Origin of the sequence: Pseudomonas sp. Z4-7, from assembly GCF_051131965.1 — a bacterium.
In the GTDB taxonomy this organism is placed as follows: Bacteria; Pseudomonadota; Gammaproteobacteria; order Pseudomonadales; family Pseudomonadaceae; genus Aquipseudomonas.
This window is the reverse complement of the sequence record NZ_CP071642.1, coordinates 1,011,554-1,036,831: the sequence shown is the minus strand read 5'-3', so window position 1 is coordinate 1,036,831 and position 25,278 is coordinate 1,011,554. Positions and strand designations below refer to the sequence as shown.

The window sequence follows — 25,278 nt, the reverse complement described above, 5'->3', positions numbered from 1 at the left end:
GGGTAATTTCAGTGACCGGGTTCAGCCGTTAAGCGCAGCCCGTTCGTTCTCGAGGAATTCTTCTTCCAGCATGGCATCAGCCAGTGCAATCGACTCGGTCTGGCCGGTGGTGGCGGCGCGCTTGCCGCGCAGTTTGCCGAACAGATGCTCCAGTTTATGTTCCAGCTTGGTGGCTGCGCCTTCGATCGCAAGCTCCAGCGACTCGGCCTTGTGCGTTACGGAAATTGGCTGGTGGCCTTTTGGCCGAGCCTCAAGTTGGCAACGCAAATCATGGGGACCGGGCTTGTCGCCGTTCTCATCCCCCAAATGAACCTCGATCCGTGTCAGGTCTTCTTCGTAACGTTCGAGCGTGCTTTCAATGGTAGTACGTACCCACTCCTCCAGTCGGATGCTGCTTTGAATATGGTTATCGCTGTTGACTTGGATTTGCATAGTTCATCCCTTATTTCGGCTAGCTCGCCAGGGGCCAATCGACGTTAGCGCAACGGCCCCTTGAGTACAGAGTCGGGCTGGCGGAAGAACAATTCAACCCCCGAAAAAAGATAAATATTCATTTGCAAATAAAGCCGGACAACGAGCAACAGCGCTGTTAATGTCGGGAGTTGTCTCGCCCTGCTTGTTCATTCCAATCCGCCTGCGTGCCCCGCACCGTCAGCGAACATCGGCCCGCCAGTGCCCCGAAACGGGCTGCCGCCATAACCGCATTGCAGAGCATTGCGCGTCCAGGCGCCGTGATCATTGTCCGACAGTTTTTCCGGCATGCCCCTTGCTACCTTCCTTGCAGGAGGCGCCGCGGGCTGCGATCAATGGGTCAGCCGCCTGCCCGCCCCGGGAATCTGGCGATGGATACGATCATGGAATGGCCGGTGGTCCGGTGTTGCGAACTAATCCCGATCATGGCCGGTCAACAACTGCACGTTCAATCAGGCGGTGACGCATCATGGACAACCCTTTTCAGATCATTACGGACGCCTTCGCGCCGCAATACCAGATCAACCTGAGCATCCAGGGCCTGGACGGCAGCATCATGCTGACCTTGTCCAAGGCCGGGCGCGTCGTTGCCAAGCGCATGATCAGCGCGCAGCAACGCAACGACCCGGAACGGCTCAAGCGCCTGGTGCAGAGCATTCAATTCGGCATTGCCATCGAGCAGGGCCACAGCGCCGTGGCCATCCTCGAAGCCATGACCGGCGGCGACAACATCAAGGTGCCGCCACCGCAGGCACAGGGCCAGGCGTCCAGCGCCGCCGGTCTCTAGATTTCGCCCTTCTCCACTTCGGCATGCTCGCTCGAACCCGCGCCGACCTTACGGTGCGGGTGTTCGATCTTCACCGAGGGAAACTGCGACGACGCGTAGCGCACCACCAGGATCGCGAACGCCAGCAGCAGGATGCCGCCGCACAAGTAGATGATGCCCAGGTCCGGCGGGCTGTGATGCGAGACGTTGGAAATCAGCAGGCGCGTCAACGCGGTGATCGCCACGTAGATGAGAAATCGCACCGGCATGTGATTGGTCTTGAAGTAAATCCCGACCATCGCCCCCAACTCCAGGTAGATGAACAGCAGGAGGATGTCATCGATCTTGATATGACCCTCCTCGATCATCTGCAGGAACTCCATCACGGCGGCCCATGCCGTCACCGCACCGATGGCGAACAACGCCAGGTAGTGGAAGGTCTCGACGAACAGGTTGCCCAGGGATTCAGCCAGTTGGTGGACATTCTGGCGCAGGTTCTCGGCCCAGTTGATTTTCACGATGTAGTTTCCTTAGGTCGACTCGACCGGATGATGCGGGTTGGACGTGACGGTTGTTCTGCATGCAGAAAAAAGGCCAGCGACCGCAGTGAGATGGCACCGGGCTGGCATTCGACACGTTGGCGACATCAGCGGTCCCGTCGCGGGCACGTTTGTCTTGGGCGACAAACTTCGAAACCGGTCTACATTAAAAAGCCACTATTCAAAGCGTCAGGATTCGCTTATCCTTTGGCCTGTATATAAATACAGTAGTCACAGACAAAACCAATGTGAAGGCATGTGAGGTGGTGAATGGCCGTCGAAGTGGTATACCGCAGCAGCCGAGATCTGGAGCGATTGTTCATGGATAAAGCCGAAGCTGACCGTCATGACAAAATGCTGGAACTCGCTGAATTGCTCGCCGAAGTGTTGCAAAAAGCCGTTCCATCGCTGAGCGAACAACAGGTGGAGGAAGCCGGCATCTACATGGCGAAGAATCGCGATGTGTTCGCCAAGGCATTCAAGAGCCAGCCAGACGCGTTGTCCGAACTGCTCAATCCGTCGGACTAATGATCAAAAAGATCGCAGCCTTCGGCAGCTCCTACACGGTGTAGGTGCTGCCGGAGCCTGCGATCTTTTTTTATCGGTACAACAGACGCTCCGCGAGCTCGTCAGCCACCCTGGCCGGTGAGCGTTTTTCGGCCTGGGCATGGGCGAAGACTTCCGTGAGCCGGGCACCGATCTTGGCGAGATGCGCCGTGATGGTCGGCAGCTCTTCGCCGCGGTGTTTCAAGGCAACATAGATCAGGCCGCCGGAATTGATCACGTAGTCCGGTGCATAGAGGATCCCGCGTCTTTCCAACTGGTCGGCGACTTGCAGGTTGCTCAACTGATTATGCGCCGAGCCGGCAACGGCCGAGCAGCGCAGTTGCGCCACGCTCTGGCTGTTGAGTACCCCGCCGAGGCCGCAGGGAGCCAGGATGTCGCATGGAGTACTGAGCAGTGCGTCGTTGGCGATGGGATGGGCGCCCAGTTGCTCCATCGCCAGTTGCACTTTACCGGGGTCGATATCGCTGACCAGCAGTTCGGCGCCCGCCGCATGCAGTTGCTCAGCCAGCGCATAACCGACATTGCCCAAGCCCTGGATGGCCACCCGCAGGCTTTCCAGGTTGTCGCTGCCCAGGCGAGCCATGGCCGTGGCGCGGATCCCGGCGAACACCCCCATGGCCGCATGGGGCGCCGGGTCTCCCGCGGCAGTGGTGCTGGTGACATGACGAGTCTGCTGGGCGATACAGTCCATGTCCGCCACCGATGTGCCGCTGTCGATGGCGGTAATGTAGCGACCATCCAGTTGCTCGATGCAGCGGCCGAAGGCTTCGAACAGCGCCGCACGGCTCTCGACGTGTGCCGGACGCATGATGACCGCCACGCCCCCGCCCACGGGCAGGCCGGCCAGCGCGGCCTTGTAGCTCATGCCTTGGGCCAGGCGCACGGCGTCGGCCACGGCACTTTCGTCGTCGGGGTAGGAAAGATAACGACAGCCACCCAGTGCAGGCCCAGGACGGCTGCAATGAATGGCAATCACCGCCTTCAACCCGGTTGCCGGGTCTACGCTCAAGTGCAGCGATTCAAGGCGGGAGCTTTGCATGAGAGCAAACATCGACAGGCTCCCGAATCACTTTTTTGTCTGTCTCGCCAGTATAGGCGCGCAATCGAAAATTGCAGGAGTACGCCGGAATAACGCCGCATGATCGTCAGTCTTTTCGGCATAACCGGCTACCCCCTCTTTGCGAGACTGGACGAAACCTCGCGGCAGAGCTAAAACGAGGCATAGTCCGGAGACTGTGATGAAACCGCGCCAAGCCTTTTTTGACTGTCTGCACCGCTCGCCACCGGCACTGCTCGAAGCAGCCCTGTGGATCGCCGCCGAGCATGATCGTGAAGTGGACGTGCCAGCGTTATTGAAGGATTTCAGGGAGCTGCAGCAGAAAGTCAGCCACGGCCTGCCGATGCTGCCTGTCAGCGAATTGGGCCAGCCCCTGCTTCGGCGCCTCAATGATCTGGGTTTCGCCCAGGACGACGCTACGCCGCTACGGCCTGGCGCGGCGCTGCTGGACAAGGTCCTGGTCCGCAAGCGAGGGCAACCGCTGGCCTTGGGCCTGATAGCCTTGGAACTGGCCAAGGGCCTGGAAATCCCGATGACCGGCGTCAATTTCCCCGGCCATTTCCTGCTGCGCGTACCTGGCGCGGACCACCTGCTCGACCCCTGCGGCGGTCGCCGCTTGTACCCCAATGACTGCCGGGACTTGCTGCATCGCCAATACGGCGCGAACCTGCCGCTCAAGGCCGAGCACATGGTCTGCGCCGAGCCGATGCAGATGCTCCAGCGGCTGTCGCGCAATCTCAGGCAACTGCATCTGGCCAACGACGACTACATCGCCGCGCTGGTCGATGCCGAACGGGTGCTGGAACTGGGTAACGCCAGCGCCGCCGACTACCTGGCCCGCGCCAGCCTCTACCAGCGACTCGATTGCCCCAACGCCGAGCGTTTCGATCTCGAACATGCATTGATGCTCAGTGATGACCCGATCCAGCGGATCCGGCTGACCGAGCGGCTGGGGCATCTGCCGCCGAATACGATTGTGCATTGAGCCCCGGCGGCCCATTACACACCCTGTGGGAGCGAGCCTGCTCGCGATGAAGCAGGCGGCCTCACTATCAGAGCGTCTGACCCACCGCCTTCGCGAGCAGGCTCGCTCCCACAGGGGCGACTCAGGGAGTATCAGGCTGACTCGCCGGATGCGCTTGCTGGAACGCCGCATGGGCTGCCGCCAACGCCGCCACCCGGCGGATTCGTGGATACTCTTGCAACGACACATTGAAGCGCTCGGCCGCATACAGCTGCGGGATCAGGTAAACGTCCGCCAGGCCTGGCGCCGCGCCGAAACAATAGCCGTCTTCGCCAATCAGCTGCTCCACCGCTGCCAGCCCTTGGCTGATCCAGTGCCCGATCCACTCCGTCACCTGCGCTTCGTCGTGGCCCCACTGCCTGAGCTTGTTGAGCACGCTGACATTGTGCAGTGGATGGATGTCGCAGCCGATCAGTGCGGCCACGCCACGCTCATGTGCGCGAAGCACGGGGTCACGGCTGAGCAACGGCACCTGTGGATAACGTTCCTCCAGGTACTCGATGATCGCCGGAGACTGGACCAGCAAAGCGCCCTCATCGGTACGCAGCGCGGGTACCCGCCCCTGGGGATTGATCCCCAGGTAGGCCGGCTGGCGATGTTCGCCCCCGGGCGGCGCGATCAGGTTGACCGGCAGGGCCCGGTAATCCAGGCCCTTGAGCGCCAGCGCGATGCGCACCCGGTAAGACGACGTGGAACGGTAGTAGGTGTAAAGCTCCATGCCGCCCCCTCAATGCGCCGGCAAGACTTTGCCGCGGCATTCGCCGAAACCGATGGAGGCGGCACCTTCGCGGCCGCAACGGGCGCGCAGGATGATTTCGTCACCGTCTTCGAGAAATTTGCGGATTTCGCCGGACGCCAGTTCGATCGGCTTTTTACCGCCCTCGGTGATTTCCAGCAGGCTGCCGAACTGACCATTTTCAGGCCCTGACAATGTGCCCGAGCCAAACAGATCGCCGGCCTGTAATTGGCAACCGTTGACGCTGTGGTGCGCGACCATCTGCGCCACGGTCCAATACATGTACCGGGTGTTGCTCAAGGTCAGGCGATGAGGCGCCAGGCCCTGCTCGCGCATGGATTCGGTCAGCAGCAGGACTTCCAGTTCGATATCAAAGGCTCCGCCAGCCTGGTCACGCTTGTCCAGCAGATACGGCAGCGGCTGGGGGTCGCCTTCCGGGCGTGCCGGCTGCGGGCGACGGAACGGCTCAAGAGCCTCGGCCGTCACCACCCACGGCGATACGCTGGTGAGGAAACTTTTCGACAGGAAAGGCCCCAGCGGCTGGTATTCCCAGGCCTGGATATCCCGGGCCGACCAATCGTTGAGCAAGCAGAAACCGCCGATGTGCTCGGCCGCATCGCCGATGGCAATGGGCTCGCCCAGGGCGTTGCCCTTGCCGATCCAGATACCCAGCTCCAGCTCATAATCCAGCCGCGCGCACGGGCCGAAGATCGGTTCGGCCTGGCCGGGCGGCAGCGTCTGGCCTTGCGGACGGCGCACATCGGTACCGGACGGGCGAACCGTCGAAGCGCGACCGTGATAACCGATGGGAACGTACTTGTAGTTGGGGAGCAGCGGATTGTCCGGCCGAAACAGCTTGCCGACATTCTGCGCGTGCTCAATGCCTACGTAGAAGTCGGTGTAGTCATTGATTTTCGCTGGCAAGTGCATCTGGCAGTCCGCCGCCAGTGGCAGCAACCGCGCGCCCTGGGCCTGGATCGCGTCCCGCTGGGGGCTGTCCTTGCGCAACAGTTCGAGCAATCTTTCGCGCAGGGCAACCCGGGCCTCGCGCCCCAGGTCGAAGAAGGCGTTCAACTGGCCGCCCTGCATGGCCTCGACGGCTTCAGCCGCCTTGCCGTCAAACAGGCCCGCCTGCAACGCGGCCTGCAGATCGAAGATCCGCTCACCAATCGCCACGCCGCTACGGGGAGCTTCGCCAGCGACACTGAAGATGCCCAGCGGCAGGTTCTGCAGCGGGAAGTCGGGATGACCATTAGCGCAAACAACCCAGCTGAGGGTAGGGGAAACTTGGGTCATGGGTTATCTCCGGGTCGGGTCGAAAGTGACCGGCAGCGAGGCCCAGCAGGCGTCGTAGTCAGTTTGCAATTGTGCGCAGTCCAGGGCGAAACGGCTGGGACGCAGCACTTGGCTGGTCTCGAACATGAAGGCCATGGTGTTGTCGATTTTCGTTGGCTTGAGCTCGGCATTGATCGCCTTGGTGCAGGTCTCGCCATCCGGGCCGTGGGCGCTCATGCAGCTGTGCAGCGACGCGCCGCCCGGCAGGAAGCCCTCGGCCTTGGCATCGTAGGCGCCCTGGATCAGGCCCATGAATTCATTCATCAGGTTGCGATGGAACCACGGCGGACGGAAGGTGTTTTCCGCCACCATCCAGCGCGGCGGGAAAATCACGAAATCGAGATTCGCCAGGCCATGGACACTGGTCGGCGAAGTCAACACGGTGAAAATCGACGGATCGGGGTGGTCGAAGCTGACCGTGCCGATCGTGTTGAATCGCCGCAGATCGTATTTGTACGGCACGTTGTTACCATGCCAGGCCACCACGTCGAACGGCGAATGGTCCAGCTCGCAGGCCCACAGTTCACCGAGGAACTTCTGTACCAGCGTGGTCGGTTGCACGAGGTTTTCGTAATGGGCGACGGGGGCCAGGAAATCCCTTGGATTGGCCAGGCCATTGCTGCCGATCGGCCCGAGGTCTGGCAGGCGCAACGGCGCCCCGTGGTTCTCGGCGATGTAGCCGCGGGCTTGCGGGTCGAGCAGTTCGACACGAAATTTCAGCCCCCGAGGCAGTATAGCGATTTCCAGCGGAGCCACTTCCAGCACACCCAGCTCAGTGGCGATGCGCAGCCGTCCCAGTTGCGGCACGATCAGCCACTCACCGTCGGCATTGAAGAACACCCGCTCCATGGAGCGGGTGGCGCAGTAGTGATAAATGCTGATACCGGCGGGTTTGTCCGCACCGGCATTGGCCGCCATCTGGACCAGGCCGTCGATCAGATCGGTGGGCTCGGTGGGGAGCTGCAACGGGCTCCAGCGCAGGCGATTGGGCGTCACCTCACCCAGCGGGCCTCCAGTCAATTGCCGTTCCAACCTGGCGAAGGCCGGATGGTTGGCCGAGGGACGGATGCGGTACATCCAGGTTCGCCGCGCTTCGCTGCGGGCCATGGTGAAGGCGGTGCCGGAAAACAGTTCGGCGTACAGGCCGTACGGGGCTTTCTGCGGAGAGTTCTGGCCAACGGGCAGTGCGCCGGGCAGCGCCTCGCTGGCGAATTCGTTACCGAAGCCAGACTGGTAAGCCAGGTCCGACGCCGTGGAATCGAGGTTCATGGAGCCTCCTGAATACAGGACTGGATGCGTCCCGTCGCTCTGTGGAGGAGCCTGGGCGCACCGGGTTATTTTTATCGTAATTCGATTACGCATAACGTAATTTGCTCGACGACCACCGTCAAGCTATAAAGACGCCCATTCGCTTCCGGACCAGAACCTCCATGGAAAACCCGCCCAGCAACGGTAAACAGAAAGTCCGCTCCGCTGAGGTCGGCACCGACATCCTCAAGGCCTTGGCCGAGTTGTCCCCTTCCACCTCGCTGTCACGCCTGGCCGAACATGTACAGATGCCGGCCAGCAAGGTTCATCGTTACCTGCAAGCCCTGATCGCGAGTGGCTTCGCCGAACAGAACAGCGCAACCAACCACTACGGTTTGGGCCGCGAAGCCTTGCGCGTAGGGCTGGCGGCGCTCAACGGCATGGATGTGCTGCAAGTGGCCGCCCTGCCCTTGGCCGAACTGCGCGACGACTTGAACGAAACCTGTTTTCTCGCGGTGTGGGGCAATCACGGCGCGACCGTCGTGCGGATCGAACCCGCCGTGCGGGCCGTGACCGTGGTGACGCAACTGGGCTCGGTCCTGCCGTTGCTCAGCTCATCCACGGGATTGGTTTTCAGTGCCTACCTGCCGGAGCGCGAAACCATCGAGCTGCGCGAACAGGAGGTGCGCGACGCCACTGACCACGCCTTGGCCGATGACAATGTCTATGCCGCCTTGCAGGGGCAGATCCGCAGTCGCGGCCTGCACCATGTGCATGGCTTGTTGATGCCCGGCATTGATGCCTTGTCCGCACCGGTTTTCAACGCCATGGGCCAGGTGGCGGCAGTCATGACCATTGTGGGTCCGACATCGCTGTTCCACGCCGACGAAAACGGCCCGGCGGCGCAGCGCCTGTTGACCGCGACCCGGGCCGTGAGCCGGCGAATGGGGTATGACTCAGGGTCATGAGCCCAGCAAGATATTCGCTAACTCATCACCCCCATGTTTTTCGCTTTTGCGACCGCTTGTGTCCGCCGCTGTACGCCCAGCTTGCTATGGATCCGCCGCGCATGGGTTTTCACCGTATGCAGCGAGATGAACAGGCGCTCGGCGATCTGCTGGTTTGAATGGCCCTGGGCAATGAGTTCCAGTACTTCCAGTTCGCGCTGGCTGAGGAGCGTTTCTTCCACCGCGCGTCCCGGCAGCTCGATCCGCTCCTGAGATTGCATCCAGTGCACCAGTTCAGGCTGGCGCATACGCAGCTCACCCAAGGCTTGCTGCGCCCGCCAACAGGCCACTTGCTTGAGCGCCTCCGGCGCGATCGAGCCAAGAGAGGTGCGATCGGCGGACAACCAGACGACCTCCGCCAGCGCCAACTGCAACTCCGTTTCCAATGCGTGCATTTCGCGCTGTCGTGCCTGGGCGATCATCGCCTGCAGGCGAGCCTGCGGCTCATGCGCCCGATGCAGGTAGACCTCGGCCAGCACCAGCAGATACTCGAGGCGCGGAATCAGTTCCAGGGTGGCTGGCGGCGCCTGCTTGGCCTGCGGCCCGTGGAAATGCCGCAAGACCCGGGTCAAGACTTCATGGGCAAGTTCCGGGCGCCCTTGCTGCAACCAGAATTGACAGCTGGTTTGCAGCAGCACGCCGCGATAGACCGTGTCGGGGATGTGTCGCTGCTGCATGATCCGCTCGGCGTCGCGCAGCTGCATGAAGGCTTCGCCATAGTCACCCCGGTTGGCCGCCAGGCAAGCCTTGCCGAGAAAGCCGTAGAGCACTTGTTTGTCCTGGCTGCGCAGGCCCGCCTCCAGGCCGGCTTGAAAGTGTTCGGCGGCCTGCTCGTCAGCTCCCATGCGTAACGCCAGGCGCCCACGTCGCAGGGCGATACGTCCCAGCAACGCGGAAAAATCCTGGCCTGGCCTGTCGAGCAGCACCTGGACGGCGCTCAACAAATGATCCGCCCGATGGGGCGCGCCGCGTTGCTCAAGCACTTGGGCGTGATCCAGTTCCAGCAATCCTTCGAACACCAGCGAGCCATGAGCCCGGGCCAGGCACAGCGCCTGACGGTTGATCCATTGCGCGGACGCCAGCTCACCCTTGAGCAGTGCCTGCTGCGTCTGGCCGATCAGGCACAGCACCTTGAGGGCCCAGGCGTGCGGTTCGAGGCCGGCTTCGGCCTGAAGGAAATGCTCACGCGCCGGTTCGCCCTCGCCGTCCAGATGCAGCAGCCAGCCACGCAAGACCTGCCAGCGGGCAATCAGTTCTCGCTGCCGGCAGGCGAGCGGCTGTGGCGCGAACCTGCCCAATTGCTCGATGCACCGCTCGGCCTCGGCGAAACGTCCGGCGCAGAGCAAGGCTGCGGTAACCAGCCCCACCGATTGCGGCGTATCGAGGGACAACGCCTCGTCCTGCTGGTCATGCAGGCTCAATAACAGCTGGACGTTGTTGCCCTGCAAGACATGCTCGAAATTCAGATGCTGGAGGACACTCACGGCCGTCTCGAACTCCCCCGCTTGCATGGCCTGTTCGAATGCCATCGGCCAATCCTGCTCGGCGGCGAACCATTGGCAGGCCCGCCGGTGCCAGGAGCGCGCCTGGGGCCAGGGCTCGTCACGCACGAGGCGGGCCAGCGGAGGGAAAATCTGCATCCATTCCGAAGACTGCGCCCACGGCTCGATGAAGCATCCCAGGTCCAGCAGCAAGGGAAGGCATTCGGCCCCCACCGTATCGCCGAACAGATGCTCGCAAAGCCGGGCATTGAAGCGCGGCAAATGCGCCAGCACGCGCCAGGCCTGCGCCAGCTCCGGGGACAAGGCGCCAAACAATTCATATTCGAGGTAGTCGGGCAAAGTCCCGGCACGCCCCGACGAAGCGTTGCTCCGCGCCCACTCGCAACGTTCGAGCAAGGCGAAGCGCACCCCGGCACACCAGCCACCACTGCGCTGAACCACCTCGCGGGCGGTGCGTGCTGCCAGTGGGCCGGGCAAATGCCCGAGCAATTGCTGAACATCCTCGGCGGTAAAAACCAGGGCTTGCGCGTCGAACTCGTGCAGCTCGTCGTCCAGCAACAAGCGCGGCCAATTGCAGTGCGGGCGGCGACGGCCATTGAGCCACAGATGCAGCGCCGGACTGCTGGTGTTCAGCAAGCGGTCGAGCAATTGATCGAGTGCCGGATTGGGCACCCGACAATAATCATCCAGAAACAACCATGTCGGGGTTTGCAACCGTGCCAGGTGAGCCAACAGGCTCGCCTCATCGACCACCGGCAATCCGAGGGCCTGGGCCAGGCACTCACAGAATTGCGCGACATCCATCGCCGCGCCCCCCAGCGGCAGCCAATGCAGCCGGCAGCCCGGGGGCGCTTGCAGGAAACATTCAGCGAACAACGCGCTTTTGCCGCTGCCCGCCGGTGCGTAAAGCAGCTTTACCCGCGCCTCGGAAGCCAGCAACGACTCGCTCAAGGACCGGCGTGGCACATGCGTCGAAGACAGGCGCGGCAGCAGCCCGGGACGGTCCGGACACGGGGTCATGGCGGTCATTGTGCAAGGTCCCTTTTATTGTTGTTCCATCACCCTAGACCTGTGTCGAGCACCTTAGGAGAAATATTCAGCGCGCTGATTGCTGCTCATAAAAAAATGACCGGCAGCTCAGCTGTCGGTCATTGGTTTTGCTCAGGGTCTGGAGGGCTTTGGGGCCGCTTCGCGGCCCAGCGGGAGCAAGCTCCCTCGCCACGGGTATTCTGCCAAGACGATCTAGCGAACCCCGCTCGACCGCAACGCTGCCGGCGTGTAGTCGGCTGCCCGAGCCTCGAACCCATAGACGTAGGCGTGCTTCTCTTCGTTTTTCATCCCCAGGGCAATGTAGCGGCCAGCGATGATGTCGTAGAGCGCTTCGAGTGTGTAGCCCGGGTTCTGATGGTCGTAATAGAACTGGGCATGCCCTTCGGCCACGCGCCACAACTGGCCGCGCCCGTCATAGTGGTCCACCAGTGCCGCTTGCCAGCTGTCCTCATCGATATACATGTGGCGCTTGGCGTAGATGTGCCGCTCGCTGGGCTTGACCGTACCCACTACTTCCCAGACCCGGTGCAACTCGTAACGCGTCAGGTCCTGGTTGATGTGCCCGGCCTTGATCACGTCATCGTATTTGAGGCTCGGTGAATCGAGTTTGTAGCTGTTGTACGGGATGTACATTTCCTTCTTGCCTACCAGCTTCCAGTCGTAGCGATCCGGGGCGCCGGAAAACAGGTCGAAGTTGTCGGAAGTACGCAAGCCGTCGGCAGCGGTGCCCGGGCCGTCATAGGCGACTTGTGGGGCACGACGCACGCGACGCTGGCCGGCGTTGTAGATCCATGCCAGACGCGGCTCCGTCACCTGGTCGAGCGTTTCATGCACCAGCAACACGTTACCGGCCAGACGCGCCGGGGCCGTCACCTCTTGCTTGAAATAAGTCAGTACGTTGCTGGCTTTTTCCGGATCGGCGTCCTTGATCAGGAACGGCACGGCGATCTCTTCTTCGAAGCGGATCGGCGTGAAGCTGCCGTTGGTCTGCGGTGTGGCCTGGGTGATGACGCGCCGCAGGTTGCCGCCGTGGTAGCGGGTGATGTGGTTCCACAGCACCTCCACGCCGGTCTTGGGAATCGGGAACGCGTAGTAGCGGTTGCCGGTGAAGTTGGCCAGGCCGTTGCCGTCGTTGATGGCGTTCACGTTCAGTGCGCTACGTTTGGCCGCCTCATAGATCTCCGGCGGCAGGCCAACGCTGCGGTGGGTCGGGTAGACCGGGATCCGGTAGGTTTCCGGGTAGCGCTTGAACATCGCGACCTGGCCTTCGGAGAGTTTGTCCTTGTACTTGTCCACGGTCGCGGCGGTGATGGTGAACAGCGGTTTTTCACTGGCGAACGGGTCGGCGAGGAAGCCTTTGCTGTCCACGGCACCGGCGTTCTTCGGGATACCGCCGGTCCAGGCCGGGATCGAGCCATCGGCGTTGCCAGCCTTTTCCGCGCCCAGCGGGGTGAGGCTGGTGCCCAGTTTGTTCGCTTCCTCCGGCGAGACCGCCGCCATTACGTTCGCGGCCAGCAGGCTCAGGGCCAGGGCACCGCATTGCAGGATCATCTTGCGCATTGGGTTTTCCTTGTCAGCCAGATCAGAAGTTCACGCCGAAGCTCAGCGCGAGGAAGTCGCGGTCTTCGAGAACGTTGTAATCGCCGCCGAAGAAATCGGTGTAGCTCAGGCTGGCGGTGTACGTGTTGCGGTAATCGGCATCGACGCCCACGCTGACCGCCTTGGCGCCTTCGTTGAACAGACCGTTGGGCCCATAGCCGGCCACGTCATGGGACCAGGACAGGTTGGGCTTGAAGTTCACCCCGCCGATAACGTTGGAATAGTCGAGAATCGCCCGGGCGCGATAACCCCAGGAGGTCGAGGTGACAAAACCGTCGGTGTCGCCGTTGAAGCCGTACTGGCCGTAGACCGAATCGCGTCCATAACGCAGCTCGTCCTTCGATTCGAGGCCGCCGACATGGACGACCGCGGCCTCACCGACCACGGTCAGGCGATCGGCGCCCAGCACCTGGTCGAAGAAGTGCGTCAGGGTGCTCTGGACCTGGGTCACTTCCTTGCGGCGGTAACCAGTGTTGTCCGCGCCCGGCGAAGTGGCGATCGGTGACGCGGCGCCTCCGGCGATCGGGTTCACCAAGGCCAGGGTCAGGTCGTTGGTATTGACCTGTACCGGTGCATTGGGGCGGTAACTGATTTCGCCGGTCCACGCCGTGCCAGTCGGCAACGTGGTGGAGAAACTGGCGCCGTACAGGCGGATGTCTTCAGGGTATTCGAGGTAATACCCACCGCGCCCCAACATCACGCTTTGCGCCAGGCCCGCGCCGCTGCCAGGGGCGATGGCGTTTGCAGTCGCGACCATCCGCGGCAGCGCAGCCAGCGTAGAGAGCCCCGCCGTAGTGGTGCCAACGGTCGGCGTGCGGCTGTGGTAATTCATGAAGTACAGGCCGTACTCGGTGTCATCGCCGAGCCAGCGCAACGCCGTGCCCCACTGGCCGGAGTCCCGCGCATCGCGGTCACCGCCACGGGGAATGACCACGCCTTCGCTGGTCACCTGGATGCCCTGGCCGAACGCGGTGGTCAACGGCACGAACGGCGCAATCGCCGGGCTGCCTACGGTATAGCCGTCGGTGCAACCGTCGGCGACCACATCGTTGCCGAAGAAAGTGCCGCAGTTGTCCACAACCGTCTGGTCCCACTCCAGTTGGTAGAAACCTTCGACGGTGAGCTTGTCGGTCAAGCCCTGGGAGGCGAACAGCATGTTGACCGGGATCAGGCCTTCCTTGATCTCCGCACCCGGGCGACGGAACGCGGACACGTCCACCGGGTTGATGCTGTTGATGGAGTTGCCGATGAAGGTACTTTCGCCCCAACTGACCACCTGCTTGCCGGCGCGTACCGTGCCCGGCAGATCGGCGATGGAATAATTGTGATAGACGAAGGCATCGAGGATCTGCGCCCCCGACGACTTGGCGCCCTCCTTGCGGTTACTGTCGCTGATGTCCTTGAACTCGCGGTTTTCGTCCTTGAGCTCGAAGTCGTACCAATACTTGCCACGGACAAACACGCCGGTGTCGCCGTACTTGAGTTCGAGGTCGTGGAGGCCCTTGAAGATTTTCGAGAAGGTCTCGCCTTTCCTGAAATTCAATCGGCCGTCGTCACCGGTGGAAGACTGGCCCGTACCGCCATTGACGGTGCCGACCAGATCCTTGTCGGCATCGCGCATGCCCCAGCTCGCGCCAACCGACAGCGAGGAGTCGAACTGCCCCTCGATTTCGCCAATGTTGAATGAAACGGCCTGCGCCTGGGCACAGCAACCCAAGGCCACCGCGACGGCCAGCGCCTGCGGCTTGAAGATGGCGCGCATTGTTATTGTTGTCATGCGTCTTCCCCGGTGAGTGACAGAGCCTCCACCCTACTGCCCCACGTCATGGGCGATAAGCGCACCAAGGGGGTATTCGCGATGTACCTCCAAGGGATGACAGCCCTTGCGGGCCGGGCCTTTGCGTGGTGCATGAATGGACTGGATGAGAGGTTATCAACGGCGTGCATTTTCATCGCTGCTTTTGCACTGTTGCATGCACTGCAACAGTGCATGTCGGGATCCGGGCTGTTTCCGAAAACGTCCAATCCCTATGCTGGCCGGGCTTGCAGGACAACGGGCCTGCAAGCGCAAGCCGCCAGGCGTCCCTCGCGCCTGGCGCACCGTCATTCGGATGGATTGCGCATCAATCCATCGTCCCCGTGTCCACTGACGTTGATTTGTAGCTCCTTTACAACGTCACGTTTAGGCCGCTGCGTTTTGCAGCGGCCTTTTTTATTTCCGGGTTATTTCCGCGGGGGGACTTTCTTGTTTCCTACATAACTTGAGCAATATTTACCGATGAAACTTTAACGACACTATTTTTTGCCGTCTCTTCCTACAACAAAGCCAGAAGCCAACTACGTACGCCTCAAATATCCACTGTTACGCTGAAATTCAATCGCAGCGCTTCGCTTCGATTATTAACCAGTGAGTTATTTGATAATGCTAATAAACAACACAACCCATCGTTCAAAAAAAGGCTACAACAGTCGCGTTCGCTTTCTAGTTTTCCATTACACCGCGGGCAACTTCGCCTCTTCGATAAACGCTTTGACCGGCCCGTCCGTGAGTGCTCATTACCTCATCCCGGATTTTGCCGACCCTACCTATTTGAAGGCGGGCTTCGAGGAGCCGCAGATTTTCAATCTGGTGGACGAGCGCCAGCGGGCCTGGCATGCCGGGGTGAGCAGTTGGGGTAATCGCAGCAACCTGAACGACACTTCGCTCGGCGTCGAAATCGTCAACCTGGCGACGGACAACCAAGGGCAATTTACCTTTCCGCCTTATGCGCCCCAGCAAATCGAGGCGATCGAATACCTGGCAACGGATATCCTCAAACGCTATCCGGAAATCAGTCCGGTAAACGTGGTGGGGCACTCGGATATCGCCGCCGGGCGCAAGAGTGATCCTGGCCCGATGTTTCCGTGGCATGCGTTGTATCTCAAGGGTATTGGCGCCTGGTTTGATGACGCCACGCAAGAAACTTTTATACAGGCATACCAAGCCGATGGAATTCCCCCTCGCGAACAACTGATCGGGTGGTTCAAACGATACGGTTATGACACCTCGGCTGCGTCAACAAGTACCGGGTTCCAACGCCTGGTCCGCGCCTTCCAGCTGCATTTTCGCCCGGCGAAACATGACGGTGTGATGGACATGGAGACCGCTGCGAATCTCGCGGCCCTGGTGCAGAAGTACTTCCCCTGAGCGCGGTGCCGCGCTTGGCGACAACGTGCCCAGGGACCCGACTCAAATGGCGTGACGCTGCAGGTTCGCCATCATCTCTTTCAAAGCTTCCAGGTTGTCGTTCGGGTGGACTGCGTTTTCGAAGTCGCAAATCTGCTGCCAGTGAGCGGCGACGTCCTCGGGTGAAAACCCCTCGCGCGGATCAAAGCCGGCACCGAGGCTGCGCTCCCAGCGCACCTTGCCCATCCAGCCGCCGCCTACTTCGAACAATCCGGAAGTTTCCTGGCAGGCTTCGCTGGCCAGGTACACGACCAGCGGGCTGACGAGTTCAGGTTTGAGTTGTTCGAATACCTGCGGCGGGATCAGGCCTTCGGTCATACGGGTGCCGCCGGTGGGGGCGATGGCGTTGACGAGGATGTTGTTCTTGCGACCTTCGATAGCCAGGGTGCGAGTGAGGCCGTACAGGCCAAGCTTGGCCATGCCGTAGTTGGACTGGCCGAAGTTGCCATAGATGCCGGACGTGGAGGCGGTGAAGATCACTCGTCCGTAGTTCTGCTCGCGCAGGTGCGGCCAGGCGGCGCGGGTGACTTTATAGGCACCTTCGACATGGACACGGTAAACCAGGTCCCAGTCGGCATCGTCCATCTTATGGAAGGTCTTGTCGCGCAGGATACCGGCATTATTGACGACCACATCCACCCTGCCGAACGCGTCGAGGGCGTTTTGCACAAGCTTGTCGCCGTCAGTGACCGAGTCATGATTGGCTTCGGCAATACCACCGGCGGCACGGATTTCAGCCACCACCCGATCCGCTGCCGAGGCGTTGGCGCCTTCCCCCTGCGCTGAGCCGCCGAGATCGTTCACCAGCACGCGTGCGCCCTGCCGGGCAAACAGCAGCGCATGAGCGCGGCCAAGGCCGCCGCCGGCTCCCGTGACGATCACGACTTTATCTTCGAAGCGCACAGATTCACTCATGGGCAGAACTCCAGCAGGCCAATAGGACATTGGCACGAGTGTCCGGCACAAGTCGGCAGGCCACAATCAACTGGGCTCAGAGTGAATGGTGGGCGATAAGGTGAGGGGATGATGCCAGGCAATCGGTCATGAACAGGCCATTTGCCTGATCGGCGCCGCGATGATTTCGCGAAATGCCAGGTAATGCTTGAGTACCTGAACAGGTGCCTCGGTGTGTGGATAGTGGCCAATATCAGGCAACAGCACCGTGTCGGCGTTCGGAATCAAGGCTCGGTAATGCGCCACCATGTGCGCACCGGAAATCGGATCAATTGCCCCGTCGATGACCCGCAACGGCACTTCGTCGCGCTGCATCGCCTGCACCCAGCGGTCGCGTTGCACCCGTCGTTCGGGAATATAGGCGATGAGTTTGTGCATGATCCGGGGCCCGTGATGGGTTTCGACGAGGCTCCAGTAATCATCCATCTCGCTTTCGGTCGGGCAGGTCCTGGGGCCGAAAATCCGTTGGAAACTCTTCACCAGCCCGTCCCTGGAGAAGGCCCGGCCTATCAGCCACCCCAAGGGGCTGAGCAGCAACTTTTGCATCAGCACCGGACGATGGGTCTCGGGGAACAGTCCTCCATTGAGAAAGACACAACTGGCGACGTCGGCGCGCGCCTCGCTGTGCCGGGCAATCAACTCCTGGGCCACGCTGTCGCCATAATCGTGGGCCAGCACATGAACTCCCTGCGTCACATTCAAATGCGTCAGCAACGCTTGCTGCAGATCGGCCTGCTCCAACAGGCTATAGGCGTGATCCACGGGTTTATCGGAGTCACCGAAACCGAGCATGTCGCAGGCGATCACCCGGTAACGCTGTGCCAGCGGCTGCCACAGGTAATGCCAGTCCCAACTGGCGGTCGGGAACCCGTGGATCAACAGCAGAGGCTCGCCGTGGCCCGCCACCCAATAGCGGATAGCGTGACCCCGAAACATGAAGGTCTGTCCGCGCTGGCGCCAGATACGCAGCGGAATCTGGACCATGGGCATCAGCTTTTATAACCCGGATCTTGCTGATCGAGTTTGCGCAGCAATGCCGGCCAGGCCAGCGCGCCCCCCATGCCTTGGGCGCTTCGGGTCACCCCGGCAACCATCGCCCGGGCACCGGCCAGCACCTGAGGCTCGATGGCGATCAACTCGGCGCCGCCGGTCTGCGCCAGAACCTGGATGTCACAGGCTCGCTGGAAAATGAACATCATCAGGAAGGTATCGGCGATGGTGCCGCCACAGGTCAGCAGGCCGTGGTTGTGAAGCATCAGGAAATTACTGTCGCCCAGGTCCGCTTGCAGGCGGGCCTTCTCTTCAGGATTGAGGGCGACCCCTTCGTAAGGGTGATACGCCAGGCTCGACAGCACGAACAGCGATTGCTGGCTGATCGGCAGCACGCCCTGTTTTTGCGCCGATACCGCGACACCGGCGGCCGTGTGGGTGTGCAACACACACATCACATCGTGCCGCACCTCGTGCACCGCACTGTGAATGGTGTAACCCGCCGGGTTTATCTCATAGGGGCTGGGCATCAGCTTGTTGCCGGCCTGGTCGACCTTGACCAGGCTCGACGCGGTGATTTCATGGAACATCAACCCGAACGGGTTGATCAGGAAATCTTCGGTGCCGGGGACCTTGGCGGAGATATGGGTAAAGATCAGGTCGTCCCAGCCGTGCAGCGCGACCAGCCTGTAACAGGCGGCAAGATCGACGCGGGTTTGCCATTCCGCGGCGCTGACCTGGTCCTTGATGCCGGGTGTCGATTGAATGGGCGTCACGCTCACGGTTATGACCTCTGGCTTCTTGTTATGGTGGAGGCGTATCCAACCTCCATGAACAGAAAACCAGTCTAGTCAGCTCCGCCAGGGCCGGTAGTTGCATTGGCAGCCAGCTTACTGACCGAGCGGGTCATCAGGCGAACATCCGCGATCAGTGCCGGCCGCTCCTCCATCAATGGCGCAATGCAGCGATCAATTCGCCCAGCCAGGGCTCGGCATCGCTTTCCGGCGTCACACTCTCACTGGCGTCCAGGCGTAACATGGCCAGCACCTCGTGCACGCCCAGCTCGGCGAACAATTCGCGCATCTGCTCGCCACCACCGCAGAACGTATCGCCATAGCTGGCATCCCCGAGGCCGATCACCGCACCGGGCAGGCCGCGAAACGACGCGGGCAATTGGTCGCGAATCGTCGCATACAATGGCATCAGGTTGTCCGGCAGCTCGCCCATGCCGGTAGTGGACGTTATGGCCAGCAACGCCTGCGGGCCAAACGCCTGGATATCCGCCAGGGTTGCCCGCGGATTGTGGAATGTCTGGAAACCGGCGTCATCAAGCAATTTGGCGGCATGCCGGGCGACTTCTTCGGCGGTGCCGTATACGGAGCCGGAAAGGATGGCGACTTTCATCAATCTGATCCTGAAGCGGAATAAAGAGCCGCAATGGTAGCAGGCTGAACAGTGATGCCGGGATTGATTCTCAACAACCGATAATGGCAAGTGGACATCTCCCAGGGTTCTTCTAGAATGCAGCGCACGCAGGGATGACCATTGCTGGAGGCTTCATGATTAATGCTCACTTGATGCAATTGGTGATCAGCGCTTCGAACGACGGGATCGTCATCGCCGAAAAGGAAGGCGACGAAGACAATATCCTGATTTATGTAAACCCGGCGTTTGAACGGCTGACCGGCTACAGCCGCGACGAGATCCTCTACCAGGACTGCCGTTTCCTGCAGTCCGGCGATCGCGATCAACCGGCCCTGGCGCATATCCGCATGGCCTTGAAGCAAGGCGGATCATGCCGACAGGTCCTTCGCAACTATCGCAAGGACGGCACGCCGTTCTGGAATGAGCTGTCGTTGTCGACCGTGAAAAACCAGGCTGACGGGCACACTTATTTCGTCGGTGTGCAGAAGGACGTGACAATCCAGATGAAGGCTCAACAGCGAATCGCCCAGCTCGAAAAGGAGTTGGCTGAAGCACGGGAGACGATTGCGCGCCTGGATGCGACGAACGGCGCAAACAAAACGGCGAATTAATGGTCAGTCACTACAATCACCCGTGAACTCGCACATATTTTTCGAGCACCGTATGCAGCGCGACGCCCTTCTTACCCAGGATGAGCTGGATTTCATCCGGACCATGCAGCACAGCCCGCAGTTGAACGAGCGGGATGTCACGTCGAGCTTGCTGGTAAACGGTGGGTCGCAGATCCGTGATCTTTTGACGCGCCTGGCGGCAAACGAGCAGGTCACGTTACAAGCCAATTTCGAAAACCAGCAGATGACCTTTCCGTTGCATCTGGTGGAAGACGAATTCCATGCCATGCACCTGCGCCTGGGTGTGCCGAGTATCTATGAGGACGGACCTAAGGTGCGTCCATGGCGCCTGACGCTCGAGGCACCGGTTGCGCTGGAAAATGCCAAGGGTCAGCCAGGTCCTTTATGGGTACACGAGGTCTCTTGCAAGGGCGTTCTGCTGGAAATTCGCAACCGCACCAAACCGCCAAAACAGTTCGCGTTGTGGTTCAGCCCTTCAGGCTACGAGAGAATTTCGCTTCGCGGTACGTTCGAACGGGAAACCGATCAGGGCCTGTATGCCTACCATCTGAATCAGCATGACCAGGACGAAACCGAGCGCCTGCGTCAGTACATCCTCCAGCAACATCGTCTGACCCATCCGGCGATGCACCTCTAGGCTTTGTACGAAAAGTGCCTGCGCGACTTTTCGTACAAAGCCTAGCAAGCCATTCAAGTGTCCAGGTTGCCCGCCAGAAATTGACGCAAGCGCTGGCGCATCAGCATGCCTTCATTTCCCAGGCAGGCAATTGAAGAGCCCGCCAGGCTTTCCTGCGCCAGGTCTGATGCATCGCCGGCGAGCATGACCGGGCAATCGAGGCTCATCGCCAGCCTGTTCAGCCGCTTGGGCAGCTCCGCGGCCGGCGCATGATTGGAAACCAGCACGAGCGCCAAAGGCTTGATCTTCTGGCAAATCAGGGTCAATTCGTCAAAGGGTTGGCCGACAGTCATGACCCTGACACCCACCTCGGCCCTGGAGATGAACAGCGTCGTGACCAGCAACTCCAATTCCCGGCATTGGCCGGCTATGGCGCTGACCAAGACCCGGCGCGCCGAAGTGTCGCGCTTCAGCAAGAGTCGTTGCAAGACACGCGAGCGCAAGAAACCGTCTAAAAACAGCCACTCACTGGTCTGCCCGAACTCATGCTGGCGTTGGAGCAATGCTCGCCAGAGCGGCATAAGGATGTCCTGGAAGACGATCGGTGCCGTATAGCTGGAAAAAATCTGTCCATAGACCCGATCCAGCTCCACATCGTCAAAGTTGCCGACTGCTTCAGCCACGAGCTGTTGCCACTGGGCGTAATCGGCGCGCACCAGATCGGGCGAAATGAACCTGGAGGCTGGCTGCACCGACTCGGTCCTGGCGAGAATCTTTCCCACCTTGCTCACCGCTACCCCGCGTTCGATCCAGCCGAGAATGCTGCGAACCTTTTCGATATCGCTCAATGAATACAGGCGGTGCCCGCTTTCGGTGCGTGTGGGCTGGATGAGGCCGTAGCGCCGCTCCCACGCGCGCAAGGTCACCGGATTCACGCCAGTCACCCGCGCCACTTCGCGGATGGGAAACAACTCCTCGCTTTTCAAAGCCATGGCGGCCTGAAACGCAAGGTTCTCTTCGATGATCACGCTCATTCCGAAGGCTTACCCGGCTCCAATTGGAACCCAGTTTACTCCTCACCGGGGATGTCTTTACAAGGGAGATGGCGAACCATATTCGAATTTGTTGTTTTTTGCGCTACAAGGAATAATCCTTGCTTGCCTTCAGGCATCGAACGCCGCCCCTTACCCTGGGGCCGTTCTTCAAGCGAATCTCCTACCCGGAGTGCCGCAACCGTAACATGGAGATACAAAATGTCTGCCTCACCCGTCACGTTGATGGTTGCCCGCCGCGTCGCCAATGGCCGCTATCAGGACCTGATCGCCTGGTTGCGCGAAGGCGAGCAACTGGCGACCGACTTCCCCGGCTACCTGGGCTCAGGCGTACTTGCGCCGCCGCCCGAAGACGACGAATTCCAGATCATCTTCCGTTTCGCCGATGAGCAGACCCTGCATGCATGGGAACATTCGGCCTCGCGCACGGCTTGGCTGGGACGCGGCAGCGAGCTGTTTGCCCATCCCTCCGAACATCGAGTGCGGGGCATCGACGGTTGGTTCGGCGCCGTCAACCAGCGCCCGCCGCGCTGGAAACAGGCGGTGGCTATCTGGCTGGCGTTTTTTCCGGTTTCGTTGTTGTTCAATTTCCTGCTGGGGCCATTACTGGGTGAACTGGGCATGTTGAGCCGGGTGCTGATCAGCACGCTCATCCTGACGCCGTTGATGGTTTATCTGTTTATCCCGTTATCGACCCACTTGCTGGCGAACTGGCTCGCTGGCGCACCACAACGACCAGTGCCGGCGACGCAGAATCATTGATACAGCATGCCGTCAGCTTCAAGAGGTGTCCCTGTGGGAGCGAGCCTGCTCGCGAAAGCGGCGTGCCAGCCAAATTGAATCGAGCTGGACCAACGCCTTCGCGAGCAGGCTCGCTCCCACGGTGAAATTGGCAATGCATTCACTGGATCGGTTGCCAATAGGTACACGGCATCCGGCACTGTTATAGTTTTGCTTCCGCCGCAAACCGAGCCGCTCCATGCCTACCGCTCCGATCCTCATCACCGGCGCAGCCCAGCGTGTCGGCCTGCACTGCGCCCGTCGGTTGCTGGAAGACGGGCAACCGGTCATCGCCACCTATCGCACCGAACGCCCGGGCGTGCAGACGCTACGGGACTCAGGGGCCACGATGCTGTTTGCCGATTTTTCCAGTGAAGCGGGAATCCTCGCCTTCATCGAACAACTCAAGCAGCACACCGACCAGCTACGCGCCATTGTGCATAACGCCTCGGCCTGGCTGGCCGAAACCCCAGGCGATGAGGCGGCCGCCTTCGGCGCGATGTTTGGCGTGCACATGCTCGCGCCTTACCTGATCAACCTGCAGTGCGCCGAGCTGCTGCGGCGCTCGGTGCCGGCGGATATCGTGCACATCAGTGATGACGTGACGCGCAAGGGCAGCAGCAAGCACATCGCCTATTGCGCCACCAAGGCTGGCCTGGAAAGCCTCACGCTTTCTTTCGCGGCGAAATACGCACCCGCCATCAAGGTCAACGGTATCGCCCCGGCCCTGCTACTGTTCAATCCCGACGACGATGCAGCCTATCGGGCCAAGGCCCTGGCCAAATCCGCGCTGGGTTTCGAGCCGGGCAGTGAAGTGATCTACCAGAGCCTGCGTTATCTGCTGGACAACCCCTACGTCACCGGCACGACCCTGACCGTCAACGGTGGGCGGCACATCAAATAATCCTGTACCGAGGAAGCGCAATGGCCCTGTCGCCCGAGCATTACCGCGAGATCCTGATCGGCCTGGGCGAAGACCCGGAACGCGAAGGCCTGCTTGATACACCGGTGCGGGCCGCGAAGGCCATGCAGTACCTTTGCCATGGCTATGAACAGAGCATCGAACAGATCGTCAACGGCGCCCTGTTCGCCTCCGACAGCGATGAAATGGTGATCGTTGCCGACATCGAACTCTATTCATTGTGCGAACATCACCTGCTGCCCTTCATCGGCAAGGCCCATGTGGCTTATATTCCTACGGGCAAGGTCCTGGGGCTGTCGAAGATCGCCCGGCTGGTGGATATGTTCGCCCGTCGCCTGCAGATCCAGGAAAACCTCACCCGGCAAATCGCTGACGCGGTGCAGCAGGTCACCCAGGCCGCCGGCGTTGCGGTGGTGATAGAAGCCCAGCACATGTGCATGATGATGCGCGGTGTCGAAAAACAGAACTCGACGATGAACACCTCGGTGATGCTCGGCGCCTTTCGCGAGTCCAGCACCACGCGCCAGGAGTTCCTGCAATTGATTCGACGGAGCCAATAAATGCCACAACTTCAGCCCGCCATGGCGCGCATCAAGGTCAAGGACCTGCGCCTGCGTACGTTCATTGGCATCAACGAGGACGAGATCCTCAACAAGCAGGATGTGTTGATCAACCTGACCATCCTCTACGCAGCCCAAGAGGCAGTGCGCGACAATGACATCGACCACGCGCTGAACTACCGCACCATCACCAAGGCGATCATCGCCCACGTGGAAGGCAACCGCTTCGCCCTGCTCGAACGCCTCACCCAGGAACTGCTCGACCTGGTCATGGCCAACGATTCAGTGCTGTACGCCGAAGTCGAAGTCGACAAGCCCCACGCCTTGCGCTTCGCCGAGTCCGTATCGATTACGCTCGCGGCAAGCAGGGCTACTTCGTAGCAGCCAAAAGCTTCAAGCTGTAAGCTTCAAGCCTGAACATCGCAAACCCACTTGCAGCTTGAAGCTTGCCCCTTGAAGCTGTCTCGCAGAGATCCTCATGAACGATCAACAACGCCTCGAACTCGAAGCCGCCGCCTTCCGCCGGCTGGTTGCCCATCTGGACAGCCGCAAGGATGTGCAGAACATCGACCTGATGAACCTCGCCGGTTTCTGCCGCAACTGCCTGTCGAAGTGGTACAAGGCTGCCGCCGACGAGCGTCAGATCGAGGTCAGCCTCGACGATGCCCGCGAAGTCGTCTACGGCATGCCCTATGCCGAATGGAAAGCTCAATACCAGAAAGAAGCCAGCGCCGAACAGCAAGCGGCGTTCGCGAAAGGAACTCCCGATGCCTGAGCTGAACACCTTCCGCGCCAGCCTCAAGAGTGGCGAACATGTTTTCGCCGATACCCTGGCCTTTGTCGCCGATGGCTACGACTACCAGCCCCAGGCTTTCAACAACGGTGGCGTCGAGAACGCCGCCGGGCAGAACGAAGGTTCGTGCAAGACCCTGGGCCTGGCGTTGCTTGAAGGTTTGAGCGATGAAGAAGCACTGCTGGCGTTTGGCGAGCATTACCGTTCGGTGCTGGCCACGCCCGAGGGCAGCGATCACGGCAATATCCGCGCGTTGATGGTACATGGTCTCGCCGGCGTGAAGTTCGAGGCGCAGCCGCTGCAACGGCGCTGATTCAAAGACTCTGGAAAACAGCTCTCGTGGCGAGGGAGCTTGCTCCCGCTGGGCTACGAAGTAGCCCCCTGGCCCCGCCCCGCTGCAACTGATACACCGCACTTGCCGATTTGG

At 60.9% G+C, this 25,278-nt stretch carries 28 protein-coding genes; 13 read left to right on the top strand and 15 right to left on the bottom strand.

Translation table 11 applies throughout. The annotated features are described in order from the left end of the window. Nucleotides 1-21: 21 nt before the first annotated feature. Together J3P91_RS04460 and J3P91_RS04455 are read right to left on the bottom strand one after the other, a co-directional pair. A complete protein-coding gene (locus J3P91_RS04460; RefSeq protein ID WP_434569761.1) occupies nt 22-432 on the bottom strand; it encodes an HPF/RaiA family ribosome-associated protein in 411 nt (136 codons plus the stop codon). A gap of 188 nt (nt 433-620) precedes the next feature. Beyond that, the gene (locus J3P91_RS04455) at nt 621-761 is read right to left on the bottom strand and encodes a hypothetical protein (RefSeq protein ID WP_434602855.1); all 141 of its coding nucleotides are present in this window, start codon (nt 759-761) and stop codon (nt 621-623) included. A 179-nt stretch (nt 762-940) separates the two neighbouring features. On the opposite strand from J3P91_RS04455, the gene J3P91_RS04450 reads away from it, so the two are divergent. Continuing rightward, nucleotides 941-1,258, top strand: a complete 318-nt coding sequence (locus tag J3P91_RS04450; protein WP_305496721.1) for a DUF3509 domain-containing protein — start codon at nt 941-943, stop codon at nt 1,256-1,258. On the opposite strand, the gene J3P91_RS04445 is transcribed toward J3P91_RS04450, so the two are convergent. Beyond that, nucleotides 1,255-1,755, bottom strand: a complete 501-nt coding sequence (locus J3P91_RS04445) for a phosphate-starvation-inducible protein PsiE (RefSeq protein ID WP_186611035.1) — start codon at nt 1,753-1,755, stop codon at nt 1,255-1,257. The two genes, J3P91_RS04450 and J3P91_RS04445, sit on opposite strands and share 4 nt — an antisense overlap. A gap of 291 nt (nt 1,756-2,046) precedes the next feature. Between J3P91_RS04445 and J3P91_RS04440 the strand changes: the two genes are divergently transcribed. Then, nucleotides 2,047-2,304: a YebG family protein gene (locus tag J3P91_RS04440; RefSeq protein WP_434602854.1), complete on the top strand. Its 258-nt coding sequence runs from the start codon at nt 2,047-2,049 to the stop codon at nt 2,302-2,304. Nucleotides 2,305-2,374: 70 nt separating this feature from the next. On the opposite strand, the gene J3P91_RS04435 is transcribed toward J3P91_RS04440, so the two are convergent. Continuing rightward, nucleotides 2,375-3,394: a Glu/Leu/Phe/Val dehydrogenase dimerization domain-containing protein gene (locus J3P91_RS04435; protein ID WP_434569763.1), complete on the bottom strand. Its 1,020-nt coding sequence runs from the start codon at nt 3,392-3,394 to the stop codon at nt 2,375-2,377. A gap of 187 nt (nt 3,395-3,581) precedes the next feature. Between J3P91_RS04435 and J3P91_RS04430 the strand changes: the two genes are divergently transcribed. Further along, nucleotides 3,582-4,385 carry a SirB1 family protein gene (locus J3P91_RS04430; RefSeq protein WP_434602853.1) on the top strand — a complete coding sequence of 268 codons (804 nt, stop codon included), beginning with the start codon at nt 3,582-3,584 and terminating at the stop codon, nt 4,383-4,385. A gap of 121 nt (nt 4,386-4,506) precedes the next feature. Here the strand turns inward: J3P91_RS04430 and maiA are convergent, their stop codons facing one another. The 3 genes from maiA to hmgA are packed head-to-tail and all read right to left on the bottom strand — an operon-like array spanning nt 4,507 to nt 7,764. Beyond that, entirely contained in the window at nt 4,507-5,142 is a 636-nt protein-coding gene (gene maiA, locus J3P91_RS04425; RefSeq protein WP_434569765.1) for a maleylacetoacetate isomerase, read from the bottom strand. 9 nt (nt 5,143-5,151) lie between these two features. Continuing rightward, on the bottom strand, nt 5,152-6,456 hold the full coding sequence (gene fahA, locus J3P91_RS04420) for a fumarylacetoacetase (protein ID WP_434602852.1): 1,305 nt from the start codon (nt 6,454-6,456) through the stop codon (nt 5,152-5,154). Nucleotides 6,457-6,459: 3 nt separating this feature from the next. Next, on the bottom strand, nt 6,460-7,764 hold the full coding sequence (hmgA, locus tag J3P91_RS04415) for a homogentisate 1,2-dioxygenase (RefSeq protein WP_434602851.1): 1,305 nt from the start codon (nt 7,762-7,764) through the stop codon (nt 6,460-6,462). 161 nt (nt 7,765-7,925) lie between these two features. Here hmgA and J3P91_RS04410 point away from each other — a divergent pair, with 161 nt between their 5' ends. Beyond that, nucleotides 7,926-8,711 (top strand): IclR family transcriptional regulator, encoded by a 786-nt coding sequence (locus J3P91_RS04410; RefSeq protein WP_434569768.1) that lies wholly within the window; start codon nt 7,926-7,928, stop codon nt 8,709-8,711. 17 nt (nt 8,712-8,728) lie between these two features. Here the strand turns inward: J3P91_RS04410 and J3P91_RS04405 are convergent, their stop codons facing one another. The 3 genes from J3P91_RS04405 to J3P91_RS04395 form a co-directional block, all read right to left on the bottom strand. Then, on the bottom strand, nt 8,729-11,281 hold the full coding sequence (locus J3P91_RS04405; RefSeq protein ID WP_434602850.1) for a LuxR C-terminal-related transcriptional regulator: 2,553 nt from the start codon (nt 11,279-11,281) through the stop codon (nt 8,729-8,731). 213 nt (nt 11,282-11,494) lie between these two features. Continuing rightward, the gene (locus J3P91_RS04400; RefSeq protein WP_305496735.1) at nt 11,495-12,862 is read right to left on the bottom strand and encodes a DUF1329 domain-containing protein; all 1,368 of its coding nucleotides are present in this window, start codon (nt 12,860-12,862) and stop codon (nt 11,495-11,497) included. Between the two features lie 22 nt (nt 12,863-12,884). Beyond that, nucleotides 12,885-14,678, bottom strand: coding sequence for a DUF1302 domain-containing protein (locus tag J3P91_RS04395; RefSeq protein ID WP_434602849.1), 1,794 nt, complete (start codon nt 14,676-14,678; stop codon nt 12,885-12,887). 645 nt (nt 14,679-15,323) lie between these two features. Between J3P91_RS04395 and J3P91_RS04390 the strand changes: the two genes are divergently transcribed. After that, complete coding sequence (locus J3P91_RS04390) at nt 15,324-16,088, top strand: N-acetylmuramoyl-L-alanine amidase (protein ID WP_434602848.1); 765 nt, start codon at nt 15,324-15,326, stop codon at nt 16,086-16,088. 42 nt (nt 16,089-16,130) lie between these two features. Here the strand turns inward: J3P91_RS04390 and J3P91_RS04385 are convergent, their stop codons facing one another. The 4 genes from J3P91_RS04385 to J3P91_RS04370 all read right to left on the bottom strand — a co-directional run bounded on the left by J3P91_RS04385 (nt 16,131) and on the right by J3P91_RS04370 (nt 19,475). Beyond that, nucleotides 16,131-17,042, bottom strand: a complete 912-nt coding sequence (locus J3P91_RS04385) for an SDR family oxidoreductase (protein ID WP_434569771.1) — start codon at nt 17,040-17,042, stop codon at nt 16,131-16,133. 126 nt (nt 17,043-17,168) lie between these two features. Further along, a complete protein-coding gene (locus J3P91_RS04380) occupies nt 17,169-18,071 on the bottom strand; it encodes an alpha/beta fold hydrolase (RefSeq protein WP_434602847.1) in 903 nt (300 codons plus the stop codon). Then, nucleotides 18,071-18,853 carry a class II aldolase/adducin family protein gene (locus tag J3P91_RS04375; RefSeq protein WP_434569773.1) on the bottom strand — a complete coding sequence of 261 codons (783 nt, stop codon included), beginning with the start codon at nt 18,851-18,853 and terminating at the stop codon, nt 18,071-18,073. The genes J3P91_RS04380 and J3P91_RS04375 overlap by 1 nt, the downstream gene beginning before the upstream one ends. Before the next feature lie 166 nt (nt 18,854-19,019). After that, complete coding sequence (locus J3P91_RS04370) at nt 19,020-19,475, bottom strand: flavodoxin (protein WP_434602846.1); 456 nt, start codon at nt 19,473-19,475, stop codon at nt 19,020-19,022. Nucleotides 19,476-19,630: 155 nt separating this feature from the next. Here J3P91_RS04370 and J3P91_RS04365 point away from each other — a divergent pair, with 155 nt between their 5' ends. Together J3P91_RS04365 and J3P91_RS04360 are read left to right on the top strand one after the other, a co-directional pair. Next, nucleotides 19,631-20,107 carry a PAS domain-containing protein gene (locus J3P91_RS04365; protein ID WP_434602845.1) on the top strand — a complete coding sequence of 159 codons (477 nt, stop codon included), beginning with the start codon at nt 19,631-19,633 and terminating at the stop codon, nt 20,105-20,107. Nucleotides 20,108-20,159: 52 nt separating this feature from the next. Further along, entirely contained in the window at nt 20,160-20,765 is a 606-nt protein-coding gene (locus J3P91_RS04360; protein ID WP_305496748.1) for a hypothetical protein, read from the top strand. Nucleotides 20,766-20,818: 53 nt separating this feature from the next. Here J3P91_RS04360 and J3P91_RS04355 read toward each other — a convergent pair whose 3' ends face one another. Then, the gene (locus J3P91_RS04355) at nt 20,819-21,778 is read right to left on the bottom strand and encodes a MerR family transcriptional regulator (RefSeq protein WP_434602844.1); all 960 of its coding nucleotides are present in this window, start codon (nt 21,776-21,778) and stop codon (nt 20,819-20,821) included. Between the two features lie 219 nt (nt 21,779-21,997). Between J3P91_RS04355 and J3P91_RS04350 the strand changes: the two genes are divergently transcribed. The 6 genes from J3P91_RS04350 to J3P91_RS04325 all read left to right on the top strand — a co-directional run bounded on the left by J3P91_RS04350 (nt 21,998) and on the right by J3P91_RS04325 (nt 25,164). Next, nucleotides 21,998-22,558: an antibiotic biosynthesis monooxygenase gene (locus tag J3P91_RS04350; protein ID WP_434569777.1), complete on the top strand. Its 561-nt coding sequence runs from the start codon at nt 21,998-22,000 to the stop codon at nt 22,556-22,558. A gap of 217 nt (nt 22,559-22,775) precedes the next feature. Continuing rightward, nucleotides 22,776-23,480: a dihydromonapterin reductase gene (gene folM, locus J3P91_RS04345; protein ID WP_434569778.1), complete on the top strand. Its 705-nt coding sequence runs from the start codon at nt 22,776-22,778 to the stop codon at nt 23,478-23,480. A 20-nt stretch (nt 23,481-23,500) separates the two neighbouring features. Then, the gene (gene folE, locus J3P91_RS04340; protein WP_434569779.1) at nt 23,501-24,058 is read left to right on the top strand and encodes a GTP cyclohydrolase I FolE; all 558 of its coding nucleotides are present in this window, start codon (nt 23,501-23,503) and stop codon (nt 24,056-24,058) included. Continuing rightward, nucleotides 24,059-24,439: a dihydroneopterin triphosphate 2'-epimerase gene (folX, locus tag J3P91_RS04335; RefSeq protein ID WP_434602843.1), complete on the top strand. Its 381-nt coding sequence runs from the start codon at nt 24,059-24,061 to the stop codon at nt 24,437-24,439. Between the two features lie 97 nt (nt 24,440-24,536). Beyond that, nucleotides 24,537-24,833: a DUF1244 domain-containing protein gene (locus J3P91_RS04330; protein WP_434602842.1), complete on the top strand. Its 297-nt coding sequence runs from the start codon at nt 24,537-24,539 to the stop codon at nt 24,831-24,833. Then, on the top strand, nt 24,826-25,164 hold the full coding sequence (locus J3P91_RS04325; RefSeq protein WP_434602841.1) for a HopJ type III effector protein: 339 nt from the start codon (nt 24,826-24,828) through the stop codon (nt 25,162-25,164). Before J3P91_RS04330 ends, J3P91_RS04325 begins: the two co-directional genes overlap by 8 nt. The last annotated feature ends 114 nt before the right edge of the window (nt 25,165-25,278 follow it).

Bases quoted from the DNA above. Each gene is read 5' to 3' on its own strand.
- J3P91_RS04460 (WP_434569761.1), bottom strand. From the start codon at position 432: ATGCAAATCCAAGTCAACAGCGATAACCATATTCAAAGCAGCATCCGA.
- J3P91_RS04455 (WP_434602855.1), bottom strand. From the start codon at position 761: ATGCCGGAAAAACTGTCGGACAATGATCACGGCGCCTGGACGCGCAAT.
- J3P91_RS04450 (WP_305496721.1), top strand. From the start codon at position 941: ATGGACAACCCTTTTCAGATCATTACGGACGCCTTCGCGCCGCAATAC.
- J3P91_RS04440 (WP_434602854.1), top strand. From the start codon at position 2,047: ATGGCCGTCGAAGTGGTATACCGCAGCAGCCGAGATCTGGAGCGATTG.
- J3P91_RS04435 (WP_434569763.1), bottom strand. From the start codon at position 3,394: ATGTTTGCTCTCATGCAAAGCTCCCGCCTTGAATCGCTGCACTTGAGC.
- J3P91_RS04430 (WP_434602853.1), top strand. From the start codon at position 3,582: ATGAAACCGCGCCAAGCCTTTTTTGACTGTCTGCACCGCTCGCCACCG.
- maiA (WP_434569765.1), bottom strand. From the start codon at position 5,142: ATGGAGCTTTACACCTACTACCGTTCCACGTCGTCTTACCGGGTGCGC.
- fahA (WP_434602852.1), bottom strand. From the start codon at position 6,456: ATGACCCAAGTTTCCCCTACCCTCAGCTGGGTTGTTTGCGCTAATGGT.
- hmgA (WP_434602851.1), bottom strand. From the start codon at position 7,764: ATGAACCTCGATTCCACGGCGTCGGACCTGGCTTACCAGTCTGGCTTC.
- J3P91_RS04410 (WP_434569768.1), top strand. From the start codon at position 7,926: ATGGAAAACCCGCCCAGCAACGGTAAACAGAAAGTCCGCTCCGCTGAG.
- J3P91_RS04405 (WP_434602850.1), bottom strand. From the start codon at position 11,281: ATGACCGCCATGACCCCGTGTCCGGACCGTCCCGGGCTGCTGCCGCGC.
- J3P91_RS04400 (WP_305496735.1), bottom strand. From the start codon at position 12,862: ATGCGCAAGATGATCCTGCAATGCGGTGCCCTGGCCCTGAGCCTGCTG.
- J3P91_RS04395 (WP_434602849.1), bottom strand. From the start codon at position 14,678: ATGACAACAATAACAATGCGCGCCATCTTCAAGCCGCAGGCGCTGGCC.
- J3P91_RS04390 (WP_434602848.1), top strand. From the start codon at position 15,324: ATGCTAATAAACAACACAACCCATCGTTCAAAAAAAGGCTACAACAGT.
- J3P91_RS04385 (WP_434569771.1), bottom strand. From the start codon at position 17,042: ATGAGTGAATCTGTGCGCTTCGAAGATAAAGTCGTGATCGTCACGGGA.
- J3P91_RS04380 (WP_434602847.1), bottom strand. From the start codon at position 18,071: ATGCCCATGGTCCAGATTCCGCTGCGTATCTGGCGCCAGCGCGGACAG.
- J3P91_RS04370 (WP_434602846.1), bottom strand. From the start codon at position 19,475: ATGAAAGTCGCCATCCTTTCCGGCTCCGTATACGGCACCGCCGAAGAA.
- J3P91_RS04365 (WP_434602845.1), top strand. From the start codon at position 19,631: ATGATTAATGCTCACTTGATGCAATTGGTGATCAGCGCTTCGAACGAC.
- J3P91_RS04360 (WP_305496748.1), top strand. From the start codon at position 20,160: ATGCAGCGCGACGCCCTTCTTACCCAGGATGAGCTGGATTTCATCCGG.
- J3P91_RS04355 (WP_434602844.1), bottom strand. From the start codon at position 21,778: ATGAGCGTGATCATCGAAGAGAACCTTGCGTTTCAGGCCGCCATGGCT.
- J3P91_RS04350 (WP_434569777.1), top strand. From the start codon at position 21,998: ATGTCTGCCTCACCCGTCACGTTGATGGTTGCCCGCCGCGTCGCCAAT.
- folM (WP_434569778.1), top strand. From the start codon at position 22,776: ATGCCTACCGCTCCGATCCTCATCACCGGCGCAGCCCAGCGTGTCGGC.
- folE (WP_434569779.1), top strand. From the start codon at position 23,501: ATGGCCCTGTCGCCCGAGCATTACCGCGAGATCCTGATCGGCCTGGGC.
- folX (WP_434602843.1), top strand. From the start codon at position 24,059: ATGCCACAACTTCAGCCCGCCATGGCGCGCATCAAGGTCAAGGACCTG.
- J3P91_RS04330 (WP_434602842.1), top strand. From the start codon at position 24,537: ATGAACGATCAACAACGCCTCGAACTCGAAGCCGCCGCCTTCCGCCGG.
- J3P91_RS04325 (WP_434602841.1), top strand. From the start codon at position 24,826: ATGCCTGAGCTGAACACCTTCCGCGCCAGCCTCAAGAGTGGCGAACAT.